This is a genomic window from Saliphagus sp. GCM10025317, assembly GCF_042663665.1.
Classification (GTDB): Archaea; Halobacteriota; Halobacteria; order Halobacteriales; family Natrialbaceae; genus Natronosalvus.
The window spans coordinates 998,579-1,019,527 of record NZ_JBHTAQ010000007.1 but is presented as its reverse complement, the minus strand read 5'-3'; the positions used below and the strand labels follow the sequence as shown (position 1 = coordinate 1,019,527).

General features: G+C 65.8%; 16 protein-coding genes. 6 read left to right on the top strand and 10 right to left on the bottom strand.

From position 1 onward, the window contains the following. The first annotated feature begins 42 nt into the window (after positions 1-42). Entirely contained in the window at positions 43-501 is a 459-nt protein-coding gene (locus tag ACFQS4_RS19570; protein WP_500195675.1) for a DUF7313 family protein, read from the top strand. Between the two features lie 201 nt (positions 502-702). Here the strand turns inward: ACFQS4_RS19570 and ACFQS4_RS19565 are convergent, their stop codons facing one another. After that, positions 703-1,503: a 4-phosphopantoate--beta-alanine ligase gene (locus ACFQS4_RS19565; RefSeq protein WP_500195674.1), complete on the bottom strand. Its 801-nt coding sequence runs from the start codon at positions 1,501-1,503 to the stop codon at positions 703-705. Positions 1,504-1,645: 142 nt separating this feature from the next. Here ACFQS4_RS19565 and ACFQS4_RS19560 point away from each other — a divergent pair, with 142 nt between their 5' ends. Continuing rightward, complete coding sequence (locus tag ACFQS4_RS19560) at positions 1,646-2,611, top strand: NADPH:quinone reductase (RefSeq protein ID WP_500195672.1); 966 nt, start codon at positions 1,646-1,648, stop codon at positions 2,609-2,611. 147 nt (positions 2,612-2,758) lie between these two features. Here ACFQS4_RS19560 and ACFQS4_RS19555 read toward each other — a convergent pair whose 3' ends face one another. Beyond that, positions 2,759-5,659, bottom strand: coding sequence for a DUF1508 domain-containing protein (locus ACFQS4_RS19555; RefSeq protein WP_500195670.1), 2,901 nt, complete (start codon positions 5,657-5,659; stop codon positions 2,759-2,761). 411 nt (positions 5,660-6,070) lie between these two features. Then, positions 6,071-6,898, bottom strand: coding sequence for a pantoate kinase (locus tag ACFQS4_RS19550; protein ID WP_500195667.1), 828 nt, complete (start codon positions 6,896-6,898; stop codon positions 6,071-6,073). A 226-nt stretch (positions 6,899-7,124) separates the two neighbouring features. Here ACFQS4_RS19550 and ACFQS4_RS19545 point away from each other — a divergent pair, with 226 nt between their 5' ends. Further along, positions 7,125-8,507, top strand: coding sequence for a WD40/YVTN/BNR-like repeat-containing protein (locus ACFQS4_RS19545; protein ID WP_500195665.1), 1,383 nt, complete (start codon positions 7,125-7,127; stop codon positions 8,505-8,507). Between the two features lie 262 nt (positions 8,508-8,769). Here ACFQS4_RS19545 and aspS read toward each other — a convergent pair whose 3' ends face one another. Further along, positions 8,770-10,071 carry an aspartate--tRNA(Asn) ligase gene (aspS, locus tag ACFQS4_RS19540; protein WP_500195663.1) on the bottom strand — a complete coding sequence of 434 codons (1,302 nt, stop codon included), beginning with the start codon at positions 10,069-10,071 and terminating at the stop codon, positions 8,770-8,772. A 112-nt stretch (positions 10,072-10,183) separates the two neighbouring features. Between aspS and ACFQS4_RS19535 the strand changes: the two genes are divergently transcribed. Next, the gene (locus ACFQS4_RS19535; RefSeq protein ID WP_500195660.1) at positions 10,184-10,666 is read left to right on the top strand and encodes a cupin domain-containing protein; all 483 of its coding nucleotides are present in this window, start codon (positions 10,184-10,186) and stop codon (positions 10,664-10,666) included. Positions 10,667-10,688: 22 nt separating this feature from the next. Here the strand turns inward: ACFQS4_RS19535 and ACFQS4_RS19530 are convergent, their stop codons facing one another. The 6 genes from ACFQS4_RS19530 to ACFQS4_RS19505 all read right to left on the bottom strand — a co-directional run bounded on the left by ACFQS4_RS19530 (position 10,689) and on the right by ACFQS4_RS19505 (position 17,112). Beyond that, positions 10,689-12,035, bottom strand: a complete 1,347-nt coding sequence (locus tag ACFQS4_RS19530) for a cytochrome P450 (protein ID WP_500195658.1) — start codon at positions 12,033-12,035, stop codon at positions 10,689-10,691. Between the two features lie 97 nt (positions 12,036-12,132). After that, a complete protein-coding gene (locus ACFQS4_RS19525; RefSeq protein WP_500195656.1) occupies positions 12,133-12,834 on the bottom strand; it encodes a phosphoglycerol geranylgeranyltransferase in 702 nt (233 codons plus the stop codon). A gap of 201 nt (positions 12,835-13,035) precedes the next feature. Beyond that, positions 13,036-13,740 carry a DICT sensory domain-containing protein gene (locus tag ACFQS4_RS19520; protein WP_500195653.1) on the bottom strand — a complete coding sequence of 235 codons (705 nt, stop codon included), beginning with the start codon at positions 13,738-13,740 and terminating at the stop codon, positions 13,036-13,038. Between the two features lie 71 nt (positions 13,741-13,811). Then, positions 13,812-14,186, bottom strand: a complete 375-nt coding sequence (locus ACFQS4_RS19515) for a DUF7344 domain-containing protein (protein WP_500195649.1) — start codon at positions 14,184-14,186, stop codon at positions 13,812-13,814. Between the two features lie 389 nt (positions 14,187-14,575). Continuing rightward, positions 14,576-16,111 (bottom strand): aldehyde dehydrogenase family protein, encoded by a 1,536-nt coding sequence (locus ACFQS4_RS19510; RefSeq protein ID WP_500195647.1) that lies wholly within the window; start codon positions 16,109-16,111, stop codon positions 14,576-14,578. 182 nt (positions 16,112-16,293) lie between these two features. After that, the gene (locus tag ACFQS4_RS19505) at positions 16,294-17,112 is read right to left on the bottom strand and encodes an RIO1 family regulatory kinase/ATPase domain-containing protein (protein ID WP_500195644.1); all 819 of its coding nucleotides are present in this window, start codon (positions 17,110-17,112) and stop codon (positions 16,294-16,296) included. A gap of 274 nt (positions 17,113-17,386) precedes the next feature. Here ACFQS4_RS19505 and ACFQS4_RS19500 point away from each other — a divergent pair, with 274 nt between their 5' ends. Both ACFQS4_RS19500 and ACFQS4_RS19495 read left to right on the top strand, forming a co-directional pair. After that, the gene (locus ACFQS4_RS19500; protein WP_500195642.1) at positions 17,387-19,654 is read left to right on the top strand and encodes a cation:proton antiporter domain-containing protein; all 2,268 of its coding nucleotides are present in this window, start codon (positions 17,387-17,389) and stop codon (positions 19,652-19,654) included. An 86-nt stretch (positions 19,655-19,740) separates the two neighbouring features. Beyond that, positions 19,741-20,919: a DUF7544 domain-containing protein gene (locus ACFQS4_RS19495; protein WP_500195640.1), complete on the top strand. Its 1,179-nt coding sequence runs from the start codon at positions 19,741-19,743 to the stop codon at positions 20,917-20,919. Positions 20,920-20,949: the final 30 nt, after the last annotated feature.

Below are 20,949 nucleotides of genomic sequence, written 5' to 3'. Positions count from 1 at the left end.
ACATTGGAAAAATTCTAATGCACGAACCACTGTGTTTCGAGTATGTTATCACCAGCGCTGCTCGGCCCGGTCGACGTCCTCGCCGAGGAGGTCGTCGGCGGCGTCATGCTCATCGAGTTCGTTCTGCTCGGGCTCGTCGTCGCGAACCTGTTCGTCCGCGCGGTCGCACACCGCCGAACCGTCTCCGTGGCCAGCGAGGAGGACCCCGAAGCGATCGCACGCCCACTCATCCTCGACGTCTCGTCGTTCCTGATCGTCCTCGGCGGCTTCTACTATCTGACGGTCGACCTCCACCCCGGGGTCATCTTCACCTCCCTCGCCATCACCCTGCTCATCGCGGACTTCTTCGAGTTCGAGGCGCGCCTGGTCGAAGCCCGCCAGGAACTGCCCCTCGAGCGACCCAAGGCTGCGATGACGGCTTCGGCGGTCGCCCTCGCGTACATCGCCTACCAGTCGTTGTTCTTCCTGCTCGACCCGTTCTGGGACTCGGTCGCCTGGTAGGCCGTAAGCCCGTCTCTGAATCGGCGTCTGCGTGCCGATTCTACCCCCGATTCGCCATCGAGGAGCATCTGGTCTCGCGGCCCCCGCTCTCAGTAGTGCCGCTTCGAGCAACTGTGGAAGCACTCGAGTGCCCCACGGTCTCTGAAGACCGCTCAGAGATCGTTTCAGATAGCTCGCTCAGAGACCGTTCCCCGTCTCTCCTCAGAGACCGTTCCCTGTCTCTCCTGAGAAACCGTTCCGGATCCGCGCTTCGGCGGCCTCGAGCGCCGCTTCCGCGTCGAAGTCGGCGACGATGGCCTCGAGTGTCGCCTCGTCGGCGTCGGCCAGATCCCGCGCGTGGGCGGTGATATTCGGCACCGCCCGGACGATGTTGTCGACGACCGGCACGTCCGCCACACGCGGGGATCGCGAGAGCGGATTCAGGTCGATGACGATCTCCGTCTTCCCCATCGCCTCGAGCGCTTCCGCCCGGTCCCCGTCCTCGAGCGGGACCAGGACGACGTCGGCCGCGTAGATCCCGTCGGCGTCGACCTTCGCGCGCTCGTGCTCGAGACCCGGAATGTGGGCGTCCGCCTCGATCCCCTTGACGTCCTCGGCGCCGTGCTCGCGGAGGTGGCCCGCGATGGCGTCGATGCGTTCGGGCGTCCGGTTGAAGAGGTTGACCTCGAGGTCGGCGTCGACGGCGTCGGCGAGCGCGACCATCTCGGCGGGGACGAGCGCGGCGACGTTGCCGTTGATCGAGAGCACTGGTCGGTCGGCCAGCAGGAGGTGGGCCGCGGCCGCTCGTTCGGCGTCGTCGGCGCTCGGGGTCGTCTCCTCGCCCAGGAGGTAGTCGAACGCGCTTCCGCGGCCCTCGGCGTGCATACCCTGGAGGTGGGTGATGCCCTTCTCGATGCCGCGTTCGATTCGGTGCCGGGTCACCAGGTCGGTGTACCGGGGGTGGTCCTCGGGAATCTCCGACTCGTCTTCGACCTCCGCCGGGACGGTCTCGTGGTCGCTCACACCGGTCACCTCGAGTGGGTCGGACAAAAACGACGCGATTGCGGGCTTCGAGTGGGACCGATACCGCCACCGACGCCGGTCCAGACCGGGGAACGGTAAACGGTGGCCACCATTTATGCCAACCTGCGCCGTCTCGAGGCACATGCGCGCCGTACGACTCGAAACCCACGGTGGACTGGACGTCCTCGAAGTAGTCGACGCCGACTGCCCCGACCCGGGGAGCGACGAACTCCTCCTCGAGGTCGCTGCGGCAGGCGTCAACCCCGTCGACACCTACTTCCGGGACGGGTCCTACGAACCAGTCTCCCTGCCGTTTACGCCCGGCGTGGACGTCTCGGGAACCGTCGTCGAGACCGGCGACGCCGTCGAGGGCTTCGAACCGGGCGACCGAGTCTTCGGAACCGGGATCGGCAACGCGACGGCCCAGGGGAGCTACGCCGAGTACGCCACGATTCCGACCGACCGCGTCGTTCACTTGCCCAACGGCGTCGACGCTACGCAGGCGGGCGCGGCCGGCGTCGCCACCGTTACCGCCTGGCGGGCCCTGATCGACCACGCCGCCCTCGACCCTGCCGAGTACTGCCTCGTCCACGGCGGCTCCGGCGGCGTCGGTCACGCCGCCGTCCAGATTGCCGCCGCGGTGAGCGCCCGCGTCCTCACGACCGCGAGCCCCGACTACCACGACGCCCTGGCCGACCTCGGCGCCGAGACGGTTCTCGATTACGGTCGAGAGGACCTCGCCGACGCCGTCCTCGAGGCCAGCGACGGCGGCGTCGACGCGATTCTCGATCACCGCCTCGACGACTACCTCCAGTTCGACGCCGACGTGGCGGCGACCGGAGCACGAGTGGTCGGCATCGGGGAGAACAGCCCCGACCCCGGCTTCACGAACGACGGGGCCGCCCGGTCGAAGGACGTCAACTACCAGTTCATGAGCATGTTCAATACGCCCGACCTCCGCGTGCCACTTCGTGGGGTCGCACACCTCCTCGAGACCGGGAACCTGTCGATCGAAATCGCCGAGACGTACGGGCTTGAGGAGGCTGGCGAGGCCCAGCGTGCCGTGATGGAAGACAGCGTGTTCGGGAAACTCGTGATCGAACCGTAAGCTCTCGCCCGTTCCCGATCTCGGCCTCGTTCTCGAAATTCGTCTTCGTTCTTGCTTTCGGCCTCGAGAGACTCATCCCCCTCGAGCGAACCGAACGCTCCGAAGGAGAATTCGCAGTAAAACGAAATCCGCCTCAGGGACCGGCGATCACTCGGTGAACGTGATCCAGCCTTCTGGTGCGTGCGATTTCACCGCCATCATCGCCTCCCGAGCGTCCGTCCGGTGCTTGTAGCTCTGGGTGCTCTCGGCCAGCACGTCGCCGTAGGTGTCGATCAGCCGCCAGACCCAGCCGTCCTCCGCGCGGTGGAGTTCGAAGGAGACACTATCGATCTCGAGGATGCTCGCGTTCGCGATCAGCCCGCGGACGTCCTCGAGGGCCGCCTGGGCGGACTCGCTCGAGGCGTGGCCCTCCGACCCGACCGCGACGGTGCGTCCGTTCTCGTCGATCAGCCGCCAGCGCCACCGCCCGTCCTCGTCGGCGAACAGTTCGAAGGAGGCGACGTCGAAGTCGACGCGACCGGCGATGGGTGCTCGACGCCTGACCTCGTCGACGACGGACATCGCGTCCGCCTTGGTGCGCTCGGTCTCGACGGCGCTCGCGAGTACCTCCCGATCGGCATCGATGAGTTCCCAGGCCCAGCCGCCGTCGTCGGTCAGCCGGATGGCTGCCGTTTCGATGGTGAAAATCGGCGCGTCGGCCGCGCGCGCTTTCAGGCCCTTGACCGCGGACATCACGCGACCGCGCGAGTCGTACGTCCGGGTGGCGTCGGTGACGATCGTCCGCTCGCGGTCGAGGAGTCGCCAGCGCCACTCGCCGCTCCCGCTGCCGTACAGCTGGACGGAGACGTCGCCGACGGTCGTGGGCTGGCCGTTCGCTGCCGTCTCGCGGACGTCGTCGATGGCCCGCTCGAGTTCGTCGCGAGTTGAGGTCTCCTCGGCGGACACAGCGACGGTTTCGCCCGATGGAAGCACGAATCGCCACTGCCAGTCCTGGTCGGCGTAAGTCTGGAAGATGGCGTCGTCCATCGTCCGGACGCTCGAATCGAGATGGGCGAGCAGGCGCTCCATGGCTTCTTTGGCCGCCGCCCGCGTCGGGTGGCTGGCCGGGTCCTCCGCGACCATTTTGCCGGCCTCGTCGATCAGCCGCCAGCCCCACTCGCCGTCCTCGGTGAAGATTTCGAACGCGGCTGTGTCGATCTCGAGGAGTTCGGCCTCGGGCGCCTGCTCTTTGAGCGTCATCATGGCCTCCGCGGCGTCCCCGCGGGAGGTGTGTTCCTCACCGGAGTCGGCGAGCACGTTGCCGTCCTCGTCGATCAGCCGCCAGCGCCACTCGCCGGAGTCGGCCTCGTAGACCTGGAACGCGGCGTTCTCGAACTCGATGAGATCGGCCTCGCTGGCCTGCTGGCGGACGCGTTCGATGGCGCTCCCGGCAGCGTCCTCACCGACGTGGGCCTCGGTGCTGGCCGCGATGACCTCCCGATCTTCCGTGACGAGGCGCCAGTGCCAGTCCTGGGTCACCGACGGTTCGTCGGTACCGGTCGATTCGTCGTCGATGCCGTTGGCGCCGTCAGCGTCGTCGGCGTCCACGGGTTGCAGTTCGCCGCCATCCGCGGCGGCCATCCGGTGGGTCGGATAGATCTCGTACTCGGCATCATCGATCTCCACGACGGACGCGGCCGCCGCGTGGCCGGCGAACGCGGTGGTCTCCTCGGTGGTCGCCGCTTCGCTCTCGTGAGCCGACGGGCTGTGTGCGACGACGTGTTCGTTCTCGTCGACCAGTCGCCAGTTCCAGCCGTCTTCGGCCTCGGATTCGTAGCACTCGTAGGTCGGTTCGCTCGCGACGGTCACCGACGCCGACTCGAGTTCCGAGAGGAGCGCCTCGACGCCGTCCTCCGCGGCGCGCCTGGTCTCGAAGTCGGTCGTCGCCCGGGCCAGTTCCTCGTCGGCCTCGTCGACGAACCGCCAGGTCCAGCCGTCGGCCTCCTCGAGGAGTTCGACGCCGACGTGGTCGACGTCGAGCAGTCGCGCCCGGTCGAACCGCTCGGCGAACGTCTGGGCGGCCGCCTCGGCCCGATCCATCGACGCGTAGCCCTCCTCGCTCTCGGCCAGCGGACGCCGGTCGTCGTCGAGCAGTTGCCAGTACCACTGGTCGCGCCGTTCGGTGTAAGTGAAGGCCGCGCCGTCGATCTCGATCACGTCCGCGCCCGGACCGCGGTCCTTGAGAAAGCTCACCGACTGTTCGGCGTCGTCGCGTCGGTCGAACTCGCTCGCGCAGGTCCCCACGACGCTCCCGTCGTCTCGAGCCAGCGTCCACTGCCAGGTCCCCTCGCGGTCCTCGTGGAGGCGAAACGCCGAAGTCGTCAGCTCCATCAGGCCCGCCGAGCCAATCTGGGATTTGACATTCTCGATGCCCGACTCCGTCTCCGGACGGGTGACCGCGCTAGACACGCTCTCGGCGAGCGCCTCGAGGTGGAGGACGTGCCACTTCCAGTCGCCCTCCTCGTCGCGGAAGACGGCGAATTGGGCGCCCTCGAGGGAGTCACCGGTCATGATCGGGGGCTCTTCCGTCGCGCCTTCTTCCGCGACGAACATCCCCTTGCGCCCCGTGACGATAGGGACGAGCGCGGTTACGCCGGCGATGATTGCGATGCCGGTCGCGTAGAGACCGACGACTTCGACGGTCAGTTCGCGGCCGTGGGAGTACCAGTGGTCGGGATAGACGGCACCGAAGGATGCGGCGCCCGCCAGGGCGATGAAGAGGCCGACGACGCTCGCCTGGATCCCCCGTCTTCGGACGGGTAACAGGAGTACGATGCCGAAGAGACAGAGCGCGAGGCCGATGGCGGCCAGGACGCCCGACACGCGGAACTCGAACTGGGCGACCTGTCCCGTGTAGCCGACCACGAAGACGATGACCCCGACTGCGCCGAGGAGATAGCCGGCGATGAACACCCAAAATCCGTACACGTCCTTCGGTGAATCGGGCTCGCCGACGTAGTGTTCGTACAGTCGAAACAAATTCTGGTGAAAGTCATTGAGAGACGACATTCTGAAACTCGAGTGCATCACCACACTCAACCATAATAAACTTCTGGCTACCAATAATTGACATTACATATTCGGAAACCGACGGACGACGCGGCCCTGGACGGTTCGAAACCGGTCGGTCACCGATTCGGTCGGGGCCGTCACGGTGACCGGAAACGCCATAGACGCCGTAGACGTCGCGGTCGGAACCGCACCGTCGAGCGGGCGGCCAGCCAGCGACGCGGTTCGATCGAGCGGGTCGCATCGATCGCGGCCTCGAGTTTCGGAGACTGTGCCGGGAAACTGATAGCTTCAGCCGTTACTAAAGCTGGTGTCGTATCTCTCCGCCGCTTCCGGATTGGATTCCCCTGCTCCAGTCGGCCACGGACGCTTCGCTCGACGGTGATACGAAAGAACGAGGAATCGAATTCGTCACTTCAGTACGGCACCGGCCGAGTGGGTCCCACACACCGATGGCTCGTAGCCCGCATCCGACAGACCCGTGCCGAGCGCGAACACCGTGTTGCCGAGCATCGCCATCGACGCCTGACCCTCGACGGCTGCGACGTCCTCGAGGACCTCGCGCACCTCGTCGGTGAGCAGCCCCGCCTCGCGAGCGAACCGGCGGGAGGCGTAGATGAACGACGTGAGCGTCGGTTCGTCGACGACCAGCGAGAGCGCCTCCTGCCCGGCCGCTGACAGCACGTCCGTGTCGCCCGTGATGACGTCCGCCGTCGATAACCCACCGAACGAGAGGTATTCCACGCGAGCTCGCGCGGGAATCGCGTCCAGAACGTTGTGGGCTGGCGCGCCCGGTTCGAGCCGAATCGGAATCCCTCCGTGGGCCTGGGCGACGACGTCGCCGAGTCCGGTCCCGGCCTGGACCTCCGCGCCGTGGGCGATCGTCACCAGTTCGTTGTACGAGAGGCGTCGATCGAAGACATGATTGGCGGCCAGCGCCGCACCCAGCGCCGTGGCCCCGGAGATGCCGAACCCGGATCCGAGCGGGAGCGAGGACTCGACGTCGACTCGCGCCGGCGCCTCGAGCGTCTCGAGTACCGTATAGACGGGGTCGATGTCGACGCGCTCGCCCTCGAGGGAAATGGCCGGGTCGTCGGCCCGTGTCACCGTCACGTCGACGCCGTCGGTCAGCGTCAGCCCCGCGCCTCGAGAGCCGGCTTTCGTCGGGTCGTCGTCCGGGTGGGCGCTGAAAAACCCGGTGATGTGGCCGGGAACGAACGCCGTCGCCTCCTCGCGCATACGGTCGTCGTTTCGGCCCGGCGGATATAACGTTGAAGATTCTGCCCAACGGGAGCCGTTCCGGCAAACACATGGGCGTGGCTTTTCCGTCCCGAGCGCCCAGTACCGGTACGACGACTGGGCGAGTTGCCTCGCTCCCGGGGGAAATGTCGCCACGACCGAACTCGACATTCGAACCTCGAGCCTCGAGCCCCGAACCGGGCGATCCGCCCAACCACCCCTCACGATGGCCACGAACACGAAGACCGACAATTTCGGCGCGTTCTTCAGACGGTATACGAAGACCTGGGTCCACGCTGTCGCGACGGCCGGATTGACCGCCTTCGGCACACTGACCATCTATTACCGTGGGTTCGCCGTCCTGGCGCTCGCCAGTTACGTCGTTCCACCGATTGTACTCTACGTCGCTCGCGGACGCCGATCCGGAGCCGTGACCGCGACGGACGGCGACGTGTCTCGATCGAGGGCGAAAACCGACCCGCGTGCCGACCGGCCCAAACCAGTCTCGAGCGGCGGGAACACGCGGTCGACACGGAGGGTTGAAACGAACTCGGGGATGGGCACGTCTACCGGCGCCGGTTCGGACGCTGACGAGCACACGAACGCAGATGTCGGTTCGGACACGGGCACCGACACGGACACTGACAGCGCTGTGGATACTGCCGCCAATGGCACCTCGGGCCCCTCGAGCCGTCCCGAGAAGGCACACTGGACCACCGTCGACAGCCCGACCGACGCCACTCTCCACGACGTCGCCGTCGGCACGGGCGCCGTCGCCGTCGGAACCGGCGGCACGGCCCTCCTGGCTACCGACGACGAGTGGGAAGCAGTCCTCGAGCACGGTCCCGCCGGCCAGGACCAGGACCTCCACGGCGTCGACGTGACGGACGACGGCGGCGTAGCCTGGATCGCTGGCGGCGGCGGCGCAGTCGCCCGCCTCGAGATGGCGACCGGGCGCCACACGGACTTCTCCGCCCCGGACGACCGAACCGACAACCTGGCCGGTCTGGCCGCCGCGGGCCCGACCGGCGACGAGACCGTCCTCCTGATCACCGGGTCGGGAGCGGTCGTCAGGGGCCGATACCGGAACGGCGACCTCGCGTGGGCCGAACCCGTCACGCCCGGCAGCGGCTCGAGCCTGTCCGGTGTGACCTTGCGCGACGACGAGACCGGGTACTGCTGTGACACCAACGACGGCGTGTTCCGGACCGACGACGGCGGCCGCACGTTCGACACGATTGGCATCGACGGATCGGAGGGGACGTTGACCGACGTCGTGGCGGGCGAGGACGTAGGCGATGGGGAGGGCGAAGGCGGGGAAACGGCGTGCCACGCGAGCACCGACGCCGGCTTCGTCTACCGATACGACGAATCTCCGCCCGCGTGGACGCCCGACCGCGTCGGCGACGACGCGATCACCGCCCTCGCTCGAGCGGGGAACCACCTCGTGGCGATCGACGACCAGGGCGGCGTCTACGACCGTCCCGACCGCACGGCCGACTGGGAACACGCCGTGACCGGCGCGAGCGGCCCCCTCCACGGCGTCGCGATCGGTCCCGATCGAGCAGTTGCCGTCGGAGAAGGTGGGACTGTGCTCGAGCGGCGGTGACCGTATTCGTTTTTGGTTCCATTTCCACTCGAAACGCCAGAGACGAAGCCTCGAGGACCGAATCCTGAGAGGATGGGCCAATTTCTGAGAGGAGAAGTTACGGTCTCGCTCGCGTCTAGACACCTCGCTCGTGGGGGTGGACGGTGACAGTCTCGATATGTGAACTGTCGCTCGACTGACTTCGGCGAGCCCGTACGGGCTCAGCCGCTGTCGGTCCGGCGAGACGTCGCTTCGCTTGTCTCGCTGTTCATAGGTCTTCGTCCTACGGACTCAGACGCTGGCGATCTCGCGGGAAGAGAACAGCCTCCCGAATGTTCTCGAGCCCCAGCATCGTCATCACGACGCGCTCGACGCCGTAGGCCCACCCGGCGTGGGGCGGCATCCCGTAGCGGAACATCTTCGTGTAGTAGTCGAACTGCTCGGGGTCGAGGCCCTGCTGTTCGAAGCCGGCGACGAGGTTCTCGTAGCGGTGCTCGCGCTGGCCGCCCGAGACCAGTTCCATCCGGGGGTGCATCAGGTCGAACCCCTTCGAGAGGTCGGGGTCGTCGTCGTGGTCCTGGATGTAGAACGGCTTGATCTCGCTGGGCCAGTCGGTGACGAAGTAGTGGCTGCCGATGTCCTCGCCGAGTGCCTTCTCAGCCTCCGTCGAGAGGTCGTCGCCCCAGACCAGCTGCTCGTCGACCTCGCCCGTCGCGTTGACGCGCTCGATGGCCTCCTCGTAGGTGAGGCGGGGGAACGCCTCGTCGAGCGGCTCGAAGTCGTCGTAGCCGAGCAGGGAGAGCTGCGCTTCGCAGTTCTCGGCGACCGCCTGGTAGGCGGCCTTGAGCGTACCCTCGCAAACGTCCATCGCCTCGTGGTGGTCGATGAACGCCGACTCGAAGTCGATCATCGTCGCCTCGTTGAGGTGACGGGGCGTGTTGTGCTCCTCGGCGCGGAAGATGGGCCCGATCTCGAAGACGCGTTCGAGGCCGGAGCCGACCATCAGCTGCTTGAACAGCTGCGGGCTCTGGTTCATGAACGCCTCCTCGCCGAAGTAGGTGATCGGGAAGAGTTCGGTGCCGCCCTCGGTCCCGGTGGCGACGATCTTCGGCGTCGTGATCTCGGTACAGCCGACCTCGCGGAAGTGCTCGCGGACGGCCCGCAGAATCTCGGCGCGAATCTCGAAAATCGCCTGCACGTCGTCCTTGCGGAGGTCCAGCGTTCGGTTGTCGAGTCGTGTCGACAGCTCCGCGTCGACCTTCTCAGAGGGGTCGAGCGGGAGCTGTGGGTCGGCGGGTGCGACGACCTCGAGATCCTCGGGGGTGATTTCGACGCCCGTTGGCGCGCGCGGTTCCTCGGCGACCTCGCCGGTGACGCTGATGACGCTCTCGCGGGCGACGTCGAGACCAGTCTCGACGAGGTCCTCGTCCATCTCGTCCTTCTCGAACTTGACCTGGATCTTGCCCGAGGTGTCCCGGAGGATCAGGAAGGCGATTCCGCCGAGGTCGCGTACCTCGTGGACCCAGCCGGCGACCGTCACGTGGTCGCCTGGCTCGGCGTCTGCCGTGTAGGTTCGGTCCTGCATACCCACCGATTCTCGTAGGCGGGACTTAAGCGCAATCTTTCGTGCTCGAGTCGGAAACGAGACTCTGCCCGTTCTCATTTTTGACACTCCCGCTTGTACCGGAAGACACTGTATGCAACCGATCAACGATACCGACCTCGAGTGGACCGACTACGACCGCGGCGACGCGCGATTCCGCCGGAAACAGCTCTCGGAAGCCGCCGATGCCATCGACCTCGGCTGTAGCCTCTACGAACTCCCGGCGGGCGAGCGCTCGTGGCCGTACCACTACCACACCGGCAACGAGGAGGCGCTGTTCGTCCTGGACGGCGAGGGGACGCTCCGGTGTGAAGACGGGCCCGTTCCGCTCGAGTCCGGTGACTTCGCGGCGTTTCCGGCGAGCGAGGCGGGCGGCCATCGAATCGTCAACGACGGCGACGAACCGCTCCGATACCTGCTCTTCTCGACGATGAACGAGCCGGACGTGACGGTCTATCCAGAAATGGGAAAGATCGGCGTCTACGCCGGTTCACCGCCCGGCGGGCGCGACGAACGGTCGGTTCACGGCTACTACCGGCTCGAGGACGAGGTCGAGTACTGGGACGACGAAACGTAGGCTGCCGGTGGCGACGGATAGGTTACCGCTCCCGAATCGTCATCGGAATCTCCTTCCTGGGCCGCGCTGTGATTGTCGCCATCAGGTCCAGTTCGGTACCGGGGACCAGCTCGAGGTGGTGGCGCTGATAGATCGTCGCCAATAGGAGCCGCGCCTCGAGCATCGCGAACCGGTCGCCGATACAGCGTCGCGGTCCCGCGGAGAACGGGAAGTAGGCCAGTTTCGGTAACGCCGATCGCATCTCGTCGGTCCAGCGCTCGGGCCGGAATGCCAGCGGATCGTCGTACCACCGCGGGTCCCGGTGGACAACCCACTGGTGCATCTGAACGGTCGCCCCCGGCGGAATCTCGTAGCCGCCGACCAGGTCCGGCTTGACCGCCTCGCGGACGATGCTCGGAACCGGCGGGTACAGCCGCATCGACTCCTCGACGACGCGCTCTGTGTAGGTCAGGTTCTCGAGGTCGGCCATCGTCGGTGGTTCACCCTCGAGGACAGCCTCGAGTTCCTCGACCAGCCGTCGCTCCACGGCGGGATGGGTCGAGAGCAGGTACGCCGTGAAGGTCAGCGAGAGCGCCGTCGTCTCGTGGCCCGCGAGCAGGAGGGTGGTCACCTCGTCGCGGATCTGCTTGTCGGAGAGCCGGTCGCCGCCCTCGGTCTCCACCTCGAGCAGTTTCGAGATGACGTCGTTCTCGGTCGGGTTCGCCCGCCGTTCGTCGATGAGGTCGTAAATGAGCGAATCGAGCCGCTCCCGTGCGCGCTCGATCCGCCGTCTCGAGGGCGTCGGGATGCCCGGCGGCAGGATGTAGTGCGAGAGGGTCTCGGAGGCCAGCATGAAGTCGTCGAGCGCCGAGGAGACGACGCCGAGACGTTCGTCGATGCCGACGCCGAAGAGTGCCCGAGCGACGATCCTGAGCGTGAGCGTCGACATCTCCTCGTGGAACGGGATCGTCTCGCCGTCGGTCCAGGAATCGGTCGTCTCGAGGCCGATGTCGGTCATCATCGTCGCGTACTCCCGGATCCGGTCGGGGTGAAACGCCGGCTGCAGGAGGTGCCGGTTGCGCCGCCAGACCGCACCCTCGCTGTTGAGGATGCCGTTGCCGGTGATCGGCCGGAGGGTGTTCTGGAACAGGGTCCCCTTGACGTAGTGCTGGTTGTTTCGGACCAGCACGTGCTCGATGTAATCGGGATGGTTGAGCTGGTAGACTGGCCCGATGGGATCGTCCCAGGAGACGATATCCCCGTACTCGCGAGCCGTCTCGGTCATGAACTCGTAGGGTCGGCGGAGGAAGGAGAGCTGCGTCCCGACGAACGGCAACCCGTCGGGGCCGGGCGGTCGTCTGCGGTCGGTCGAATGCGTCGATGGGGCCATACGGTAGTTAGGGAAGGCTGACGGGTTACCTCTTGTCGTCCAAGCGTCGCGTGTGGTCGAAAGCGGATGTGACTCGAGGGCAATCGCCGTCCACCGATCAGGCGTCGTTCGCCGCTTTTACCGTCTCGCGAACCGCGTCCACGCCCTCGTCGTGCGCGAGGTTGCCGACGACGATCACGTCGGCGTGGGTGGCCATTCGGTGGGCCGAGTCGTAGTCGTGAATCCCGCCGCCGTAGAACAACGCCGACTCCTCGAGGCTCTCCGCGGCTGCCTCGACGACCGATACGTCGCCGTAGGTGCCCGAGTACTCGACGTAGACGATCTCCTGGCCGAACATCTGCTCGGCGATGGTGGCGTAGGCGGCCACGTCGTCCGCTGCGAGGTCGCAGTCGGCCTCCGTCAGCGTCGCCACGTCGGCCTCAGGGTTCATGACGATGTAGGCCTCCATGTACGTTCGATCCCACTCGAGGTCGCCCTCCAGGCGGACCCACTCCTTGTGCGCGCCGGTGATCCAGAACGGCGACCCGGCGTTGAAGACCGTCGGGATGAGGTAGCCCTCGAGGCCGTCGTTCTCGACGACGACGCTCGGGTTCGAGGGCTCCTGGTAGAGCGGCACGTCGTGCTCGGCGCAGGCCTCGATGACGGCCGTCATGTTCTCCTCGGTCATCCCCATCGTCCCGCCGACCTCGATGGCGTCGGTGCCGGTCGCACAGAGGTCGCCGTAGGTCACGCCCTCGGGTAGGTCCTTGTCGGGGTCGAGTTTGAGGATGTGGTTCCAGTCCGCCCAGGGTGCAGTCATACCGACCCGTTTCTCGGTCTCGAGCAAAAGTTCTGCGAATCGGCGGCTCTCCGTCGGCTTCTGGAATTAGGTTAACGAGCCGCCGGCGGGATCCGGCCGTCATCGGCCAATCAGCGTAGTCTAGAGGATCGACCAATCACTATAAAAGGCATAGTAAGATGGGCGGTAGTATCTGGACCTCGCGCGAGTGATACAAACAGACTACTCGACGGCCTCGAGCGCCTCCAAAATCTCCCCGACCAAGTCGGTATCGTACGTCCAGAACCCGAGGAACCCCGACTCGCGTTCGCGGGCCACGAGCGCACACGCCTGCATCGGGTCCTCGCCGCCGTCGAACGCCAGACACCAGAACGGCGCGAGGACGCTTTCTTCGTCCCGGTGGTAGCGCACGTTCTCGAGCGACGGCGGCTCCCAGTCTGGGCGGCCGTAGACGTGAATGTCGAGCCTGGTTGTCTCGCCGAGTCGTCGGTAGAGCGGCACCTGGTGCTCGAAGGCCGACAGCCGCTGGAAACCCACGCGAACCGTTCCGTTGCCGACGCGGAAGGCCCGGTCCTCGATCTCGCGGCTGGTTGCCAACAGTTGTCGGCGATCGAGAGCGGTAAACAGCGTTTCCTCGAGCACCTCGAGGAGTGCGCGGTACCCCTCGGACAGGCCCGTCCGATCCGTCGGGCGAATTACCGGCGGCGCGAGCAGTTCCTCCAGGGTTTCGAGGCTGACCGCACCGACGAAGGTCGGTCCGTCGTGAATGGTGACGAACGGCGGCGGCCCGCGAGGCGGCAGCCGCCGGGTGATGACCGTCGCGTTTCGCGCGGCGAGCCGATCCGAGAGGTCCGTCGAGTCATCGTCGCTGTAGACGGTGAGCCACTTGCGCCCTTCTTCGACCGCTTCGATGTAGGTATCGAGCATGGGTCGTCGATGGTGCTGGTGGTGAGTTCCGAAACCGGCCGCTCGAGGGGCGACGGCGGCACTCCGACGAGCTACGCGGTCTCGGCCTCGATCGCGCGACGGAGGAGCACCTTCGCCGGCTCCGGAACGGTCGCGAGCGAGACCTCCCTGCTCACGGTATCGTACGCAACCAGTCCAGCCTCCGAAAGCAGGGGGAGGTGCCTGTGGACCAGCGAGAGCTCGTGCTGGCGCCGTCGGTCGGGAGCGACCATCGTTTCGGTCGTCGTCTCCCACCCGGCAAGGATGTCCGCCAGTTCGTCGACCGAACACTCGTCTCGCTCGAGCAGGTGGTAGAGCACGCGACGGCGGGGGCGTTCGGCGAGGGCTCGATAGAACGAATCGCTGGCCAGTAGCGGTGCCGTTTCGACGTAGTCTTCCTCGTCTATCGCGGGTTCGTCTTCGGGCATGTATTCACCGGCGTCGAGTACGAGCGTGGATCAGTGCTCGACCGTTATTCGCCAGGCTGTTCTGTAGACGTCAGGGATCGCGTGGCCTGTTAACACGCGAATGTTACAGACGACACGCAATAAGCGATTTCCCCGCCACACGTGACGTTCTCGGTCGCACACGTAAACGAGACACGTAAATTATACTGCAACGCGCGCAGGACCCGAAACCGGCCTCGAGAAGAGGCACGACGGCTCATTCCCTACCGATTCGTGGGTGAGAATAGAGAGATCCGTCGTTCGACGCTTTCGTTCGGTCAGACGAGTCGCTCGTCCTCTCCAGGGCGTCGCCTGCCGAGAAACCGGCACCCGAATCCGGTTTCGTCCAGCCGTTCAGGTCTGGAACAGCACTAGTCGTCCTGGGTCGTGATGTCCGCCGAGAGCCCCTGGGCCATCTGGATCTCCTTCGAGTTGTTCAGCGTCCAGGCAGTGCGCTCGGTGACGGCCTCGATGGCCTCTCGAGCGGAGGGGTAGCCGTTTCCGGATTTCTTCACGCCGCCGAACGGCAACTGGACCTCCGCACCGATGCACGGCAGGTTGGCGTATGCCAGCCCGATTTCGGCGCGGTCGCGGAAGTAGTTGATCTGCCGGTAGTCCTCGGAGATGATCGCGCCCGCGAGTCCGTAGGGCGTGTCGTTGTGGAGCTCGACGGCCTCCTCGATGTCACCCGAGTACTTCAGCAAAGCGACGTGGGGACCGAAACACTCCTCTTTCAGACAGCGCAGGTCGGTGTCGTACTCGATCTCGTAGACGAACGGGCCGACCCAGTTACCGTCCTCGTGACCGTCGGGAATCTCGCTCGCCTCGAGGTCGGCACGGTCGACCAGGACCTCGGCGCCCTCCTTTTCCGCCAACTCGTTGTGTTTGTGGATCTTCTCGACGTGCTCCGGTTCGATCGCCGGGCCCATGAACGTGTTCTCGTCGAGCGGGTCGCCGACGGCGACGCTCTTTGCCAGCTCGACGTAGCGCTCCTTGAACTCGTCGTAGACCTCCTCGTGGACGATCAGGCGCTCGCTCGAGACGCAGCGCTGGCCGGTGGTCTTGAAGCTCGACATGACCGCCGAGTGGACGGCGATGTCGAGGTCGGCGTTTTCGGTGATGACGATTCCGTTCTTCCCGCCCATCTCGCAGGCCGCGAGTTTGCCGGGTTCGCCGCCGACCTTGCCGGCGATCTCGTGCCCGACCTCGGCGGAGCCCGTAAAGAGGACGGTGTCGACCCGGGAGTCGTCGACGATCGAGGCCCCGGCGTCGCCGAAGCCCTGTACCATGTTGAAGACGCCCTCGGGGACGCCGGCGTCTTCCATCATCTCGGCGATGATCTGGCCGCACCACGGCGTCTGCTCGGCGGGCTTCCAGACGACGGTGTTGCCCTCGACCAGCGCGATGGCCATGTGCCAGAACGGGATGGCGACCGGGAAGTTCCACGGGGTAATACAGCCGATGACGCCCCGCGGTTTGCGCCGCATGTAGGCGTCTTTCGCGCCGACCTCGCTCGGGACGACGTCCCCGTGCGGGTGACGGGCGTTACCCGCGGCCCACTCGACCATGTGGTAGGCCTCGACGACGTCCGCACGGCCCTCAGAGATTTCCTTGCCACACTCTTTCGTGACGATCTCGGCGAGTTCGTCGGTCCGGTCGCGCAGCTCGTGGTAGATGTCCCAGAGGTACTCCGCGCGGTCGATGTAAGAGAGTTCCCGCCACTCGTCGAACGCCTCGTCGGCGGCCTCGAGCGCGGCGTCGACGTCGGCCTCGGTTCCACGGTGGAATTCGGCGAGTGTCTCGCCCGTCGCCGGGTTCTCGCTCCCGAAGGTGTCGTCGCCGGTCCCGTCGGTCCACTCGCCACCGACGTAGTGGCCGTACGTCTGCGAAGGGTCGTCTTGACTCATGCTCGGCAATATTTTCGCCGAGCGGTATGAAAAAGCCTGCTACTCGAGGCGAGCGATCGAGTGTGCGTCGAGGTCACCGACTTCGGATGGTTGGTGCCTGGTGGTTGCTCGCCGACGGCTCTCGAGCGGCGAAACTCGGCTCGGACGACTCTCGAGCGGCGGAGCCCGGCCACGGCACGTCGTCAACCGTCGCCGGGATACCCGATGTCGGCGACCTTCTCGACCTCGCTTCGCAACTGCGTCGAGTCGAACTCGTGATCCGGGCGCAACCTGACGAAGTCGAGGAAGGACCGCGCCGACAACAGCGTCTCCGCGTCGTAGACGCCCGCGGCCGCGGCAACGGCCGCTCGAGCCCCGATTCGCGGCTCGAGCATCGCGAGCGCACACGCGAGGTCGTACGCCCTCGTCTCGCGAACCCGGCCCTCGTTCACGCTCGTCGCGTCGATGAAGTAGAGGTCCCCCTCGAGCAGGAGGACGTTTTCCGCGCGGAGGTCGCCGTGGGCGAGTCCGTGGTCGTGGAGCGTCCGGAGCATCTCGAAGAGCGTCGAGGAGACGTCGCGGAACTCGTCGTCCGTGAGTTCGTCGAGCGTTCGAAAGTCGGGGAGGTACTCGAGGACGAGGACGCCGAGGCCGTTGACCTCGAAGGCGTCGATCGGACGCGGCGCGTTGAGCCCAATCTCGCGCATTCGCCGGGTTGCCTCGAACTCGTGTTCGACCATCTCGCGGGGCGTCTCGAATCGGTCAAAAAAGCCCTCCGTTCCCGAGGAGAACGCGCCGACGTTGCGCCCGGTGGTCAACAGTCCGTGAACGAGGGCGTTTTGTCGCGAGACGATCTTGACGAAGTACTCGTCGTCGAGCACGCACGGCGTCGAGAGCCAGTTGTTGGCCTCGAAGAAGTCGACGCGAACGTCCGCGAGGTCGTATCGATCCGCCAGGGTCCGGACGACTCGCTCGAGTCGATCCCACTCCACCGTACCGCGAGCGAGCTGGCGGATATCCATACCGGTGGTACAGACGCGACGATCATAAATGCCTCCCGAACTCGGTAGACCGTCGCCTGCTTCTGGAGGACGAACGGGTTCACCGTCCCGATTGTCACGTCGACCGACCCCCGATCGGCCGACCACTGCCGAGAGCGCCCGTCCGGTCTCAAGGCTCTCGACGAGAACTGTAACGTCTCGATTATATCACGGGCTCGAGCACTGTGGTTCGAAGTACCCTCGCAGCGGATTACGTGACGAGACGGCGACGTCAGTGACCGTCCGAACCGAATCCATGGAGGCTATCGACCCGATCGGGCATCACGAACTACTTCTCGTCATCGTTCAGCTTACGCTGTTGCTCTTGGTCGCCAGGGTTCTCAGCGAGGCCTTCAGTTCGATCGGTCAGCCCGCAGTCGTCGGCGAACTCCTGGCCGGTGTCGTTCTCGGCCCCTCCCTGCTCGGCCTGGTCGTCCCCGGCGTCTACGAGTCGGTGTTCGCGGTTTCGGAGAGCCAGTTTCACCTCCTCGAAATCATCTCCTGGATCGGCCTCATCATGCTGCTGGTCGTCACAGGCCTCGAGACGGACATCGATCTCATCGTCAGCAAGGGGCGAACCGCCGTGATACTCTCGCTCGGCGGTATCGTCGTCCCCTTTTCGACGGGGTTCGCGCTGGGATGGGTGCTTCCGGCTCCGTTCATCGCCGCTCCCGACCAGCGCCTCGTATTCAGCCTGTTCATCGCCACGGCGATGAGCATCTCCGCCATCCCAGTCATTGCGAAGGTACTCATCGAACTCGGCGCCATCCGTCGCGACATCGGCCAGCTGATCCTCGCCGCCGGCATGGTCGACGATACGATCGGCTGGATCCTCCTGGCGACCGTCGCCGGGCTCGCCCGAACCGGTGTGGTCGACCTCAGTTCGGCACTGACGACCGTTCTGTCGGTACTGGCCTTCCTCGGCCTCGCGTTCGCCGTCGGTCGTCCCCTCGTTGCCGGCGCGATCAGGTGGGTCGACAACGTCCTCGGGAGCGACACCGCCCTGCTGTCGACGCTGATGATCTTCGCGCTCGCCGCAGGGGCGATTACACAGTACCTGGGGCTCGAGGCAATCCTCGGTGCATTCGTCGTGGGGGTGTTGGTCGGACAGGTCAAACGGTTCACTTACCAGCTTCGTCACGCGTTCGAGACGATTACCCTCTCCATTTTCGCGCCGCTGTTTTTCGCCATCGCCGGTCTTCGAATGGACCTCGTCGCCCTGGCGGATCCGGCGGTCCTCGGTGTCGGGCTCGTCGTCCTTGCGGTGGCCTGTTTCGGCAAATTCGCCGGTATCATGGGCGTCTCAGGCTTTGCCGGACTCTCGCGGTGGGAGGGCGTGACCATCGGCGGCGGGATGAACGCCCGGGGCGCGATGGAGATCATCGTCGCGACCGTCGGCCTCGGACTCGGGATCCTGACGACGAACATGTACAGCATCATCGTCGCGGTCGCCATCGCGACGTCGCTGATGGCCCCGGCGATCATGCGCTGGTCGATCCCGAAGATCGAAATGCGCGAGGAAGAACGAACGCGCCTCGAGCGCGAACAGTACTTACAGGAGAGTTTCGTCAACAACCTCACTCGAATCCTGTTGCCGACCCAGGGCGGCGCGGACACCCAGTACGCCGCCCGTCTGATCGGATCGCTAATTCGAACTCTCGACGTCGAACTCGATCTGCTCTGTGTGAACCCGGCCGACGAATCGAGACGAACCCGCGAGCGGGCTGGCTTTCCGGGGTGGCTCCAACCTGGTCGCTACGCCCGCGGCGGAGACGAGTCGTCCGAAACGGTGCCGACGCCAACGGGATCAGACGAAATCGGTCGCGTCTTCTCTCGAGTCGAGATGCGCCTCGGCGAGCAGGACCGCCAGCCCAGACGCCTCACCAGACGGACCGACGCGAGCGTGTCGAATGCGATTCTCGAGGAGGTCAACGTGGGCTACGATCTCGTCGTCCTCGGCGAGCGAAGCCTCGGCGGCTACCCCGGCGAACCGCTGTACAGCGAGACGGTCGATCGAGTCGTCCAGCGGACGCCGTGTCCAGCGATGGTCGTCAGCACGCCGTACTCGATGGATCGAGTACCCGATCGGATCGACGAGCCGATTCGCCGAATCCTCCTACCGACCGTCGGCACGCTCTCCAGTCGACACGCCGCCGAACTGGCGTTTACCATCGCGGCCGAAGAGAGCGCGCTGGTCGAAGTCGTCCACGTCGTCGATAGGCCGCAGTCGGACGACCAGTTTGCCGCCGATCCGAACCTCTCGAGCGAGATCGAGGTCGGGGGCCGGATCGTCGACCGTGAGGCGGAACTGGGTAGGCAACTCGGGGCAAAGGTAGTGACGACAGTTGCGGTATCGGACGATCCCGGTGCGAAGCTCGTCGAAATTGCCCGTCGAAACGGGACCGACGTGATCGTGATGGGATCGAATACGCGACCGATCTCCGGACGAGCCTTCCTCGGACCGAACGTCGAGCACGTCATACAGAACGCTCCCTGTCCGGTCGCCGTGCTCAGTTCGCTGTGAAAGCGCAGCGGCACCGGAGGGGTCCGGCCCTTCTTCGCTCGAATACCGCAGTATTTTACGGCCTCGAATCGTAATTCCAGAAAACCATGCACGCGATTGATAATCTCGGCGACGCGATCGACGTCACGCGGGACCGACTGACGCCAATCGACGCCGGTACGTGGATCAAACTGGCGCTCGTCCTGTTTTTCATCGGCGGGGCTACCTTCGGTGGACCGGGCGCGCCCTCGACCGGCACGGACACTGCGCCGGAAGAGACGACCGACATCGACTCCCTCGCGGACCTCGAGGCCGAGTACGAGTCGCAGGTCACCGACGGTCCTCCGTTCGAGACGGTGCTGTACGCCGTCGCTGCCCTCATCGTCGGTCTGTTCCTCCTCTGGCTCCTCTACGTGCTGGTGGGGTCGATCATGGAGTTCGTCTTCATCGAATCGCTCCGGACGGACGCCGTCCAGGTCAGACGGTACACGCGGAGCCACCTCGGGGACGGCTTGCGGCTGTTCGGCTTTCGACTCGCCTTGCTGCTCGCGGTACTCGTTCCCCTCCTCGTCCCGATCTGGTACGTGGTGGCGAGCGCGACCGAGTTCTCGGCGGGACTCGCCGCCCTCGGCGCCCTGTACGTCTTCGGCGCGATCGTCCTGGGGCTCGCGTACGCGCTCGTCAATCGCTTCACCACAATCTTCGTCACCCAGATCATGGTGCTCGAGGACCGCGGAGTGCTCTCCGGCTGGAGCCGATTCCTGCCGACGCTTCGATCGAACCTGGCAGAGTACGCGGTCTACGTGATCCTGGTGTGGATCTTGCAGCTCGTGGTGAGCTTCGGCTACGGGATCCTGGCCGCCATCGTCGCCGTGGTCGTCGCGATTCCGTTCGTGGTCGTCGGGGCGATCTTCGTCGTCGTCGGCGGCCCGGCCATCTATCTCGCTGCCGTCGTCGCCGCCGTCGGCCTCCTCTGTATCTTCCTGGCCGCGCTTTTGCTCCGCGTCCCTATCGACTCGTACTTCCGGTACTACGGCTTCCTGCTGCTCGGCGACACGAGCCCGGACCTCGATCTGATCCCGGAGCGGCGAAACGCGGTTCGGACGGGCGGGCCCGTCGGCCCCGGCTCCGGTCCCGGCTCAAACGGCGGATCCGACGGAGACGACTGGAACGACTCGAGTTCGTGGGACGACGATACGAGCGACGACGACGGCTGGCGCTTCGACAGCGGACGTGACGACGACGAGGACCGGGACCGCGACCAGGACCGGGACCGCGGCTGGTAACCCCTGACATCCGCCGACCGGCTGGTCTTC

What these genes read in the sequence shown, in the direction of transcription:
- ACFQS4_RS19570 (WP_500195675.1), top strand. Translation starts at nt 43, where the DNA reads ATGTTATCACCAGCGCTGCTCGGCCCGGTCGACGTCCTCGCCGAGGAG.
- ACFQS4_RS19560 (WP_500195672.1), top strand. Translation starts at nt 1,646, where the DNA reads ATGCGCGCCGTACGACTCGAAACCCACGGTGGACTGGACGTCCTCGAA.
- ACFQS4_RS19555 (WP_500195670.1), bottom strand. Translation starts at nt 5,659, where the DNA reads ATGTCGTCTCTCAATGACTTTCACCAGAATTTGTTTCGACTGTACGAA.
- ACFQS4_RS19550 (WP_500195667.1), bottom strand. Translation starts at nt 6,898, where the DNA reads ATGCGCGAGGAGGCGACGGCGTTCGTTCCCGGCCACATCACCGGGTTT.
- ACFQS4_RS19545 (WP_500195665.1), top strand. Translation starts at nt 7,125, where the DNA reads ATGGCCACGAACACGAAGACCGACAATTTCGGCGCGTTCTTCAGACGG.
- aspS (WP_500195663.1), bottom strand. Translation starts at nt 10,071, where the DNA reads ATGCAGGACCGAACCTACACGGCAGACGCCGAGCCAGGCGACCACGTG.
- ACFQS4_RS19535 (WP_500195660.1), top strand. Translation starts at nt 10,184, where the DNA reads ATGCAACCGATCAACGATACCGACCTCGAGTGGACCGACTACGACCGC.
- ACFQS4_RS19530 (WP_500195658.1), bottom strand. Translation starts at nt 12,035, where the DNA reads ATGGCCCCATCGACGCATTCGACCGACCGCAGACGACCGCCCGGCCCC.
- ACFQS4_RS19525 (WP_500195656.1), bottom strand. Translation starts at nt 12,834, where the DNA reads ATGACTGCACCCTGGGCGGACTGGAACCACATCCTCAAACTCGACCCC.
- ACFQS4_RS19520 (WP_500195653.1), bottom strand. Translation starts at nt 13,740, where the DNA reads ATGCTCGATACCTACATCGAAGCGGTCGAAGAAGGGCGCAAGTGGCTC.
- ACFQS4_RS19515 (WP_500195649.1), bottom strand. Translation starts at nt 14,186, where the DNA reads ATGCCCGAAGACGAACCCGCGATAGACGAGGAAGACTACGTCGAAACG.
- ACFQS4_RS19510 (WP_500195647.1), bottom strand. Translation starts at nt 16,111, where the DNA reads ATGAGTCAAGACGACCCTTCGCAGACGTACGGCCACTACGTCGGTGGC.
- ACFQS4_RS19505 (WP_500195644.1), bottom strand. Translation starts at nt 17,112, where the DNA reads ATGGATATCCGCCAGCTCGCTCGCGGTACGGTGGAGTGGGATCGACTC.
- ACFQS4_RS19500 (WP_500195642.1), top strand. Translation starts at nt 17,387, where the DNA reads ATGGAGGCTATCGACCCGATCGGGCATCACGAACTACTTCTCGTCATC.
- ACFQS4_RS19495 (WP_500195640.1), top strand. Translation starts at nt 19,741, where the DNA reads ATGCACGCGATTGATAATCTCGGCGACGCGATCGACGTCACGCGGGAC.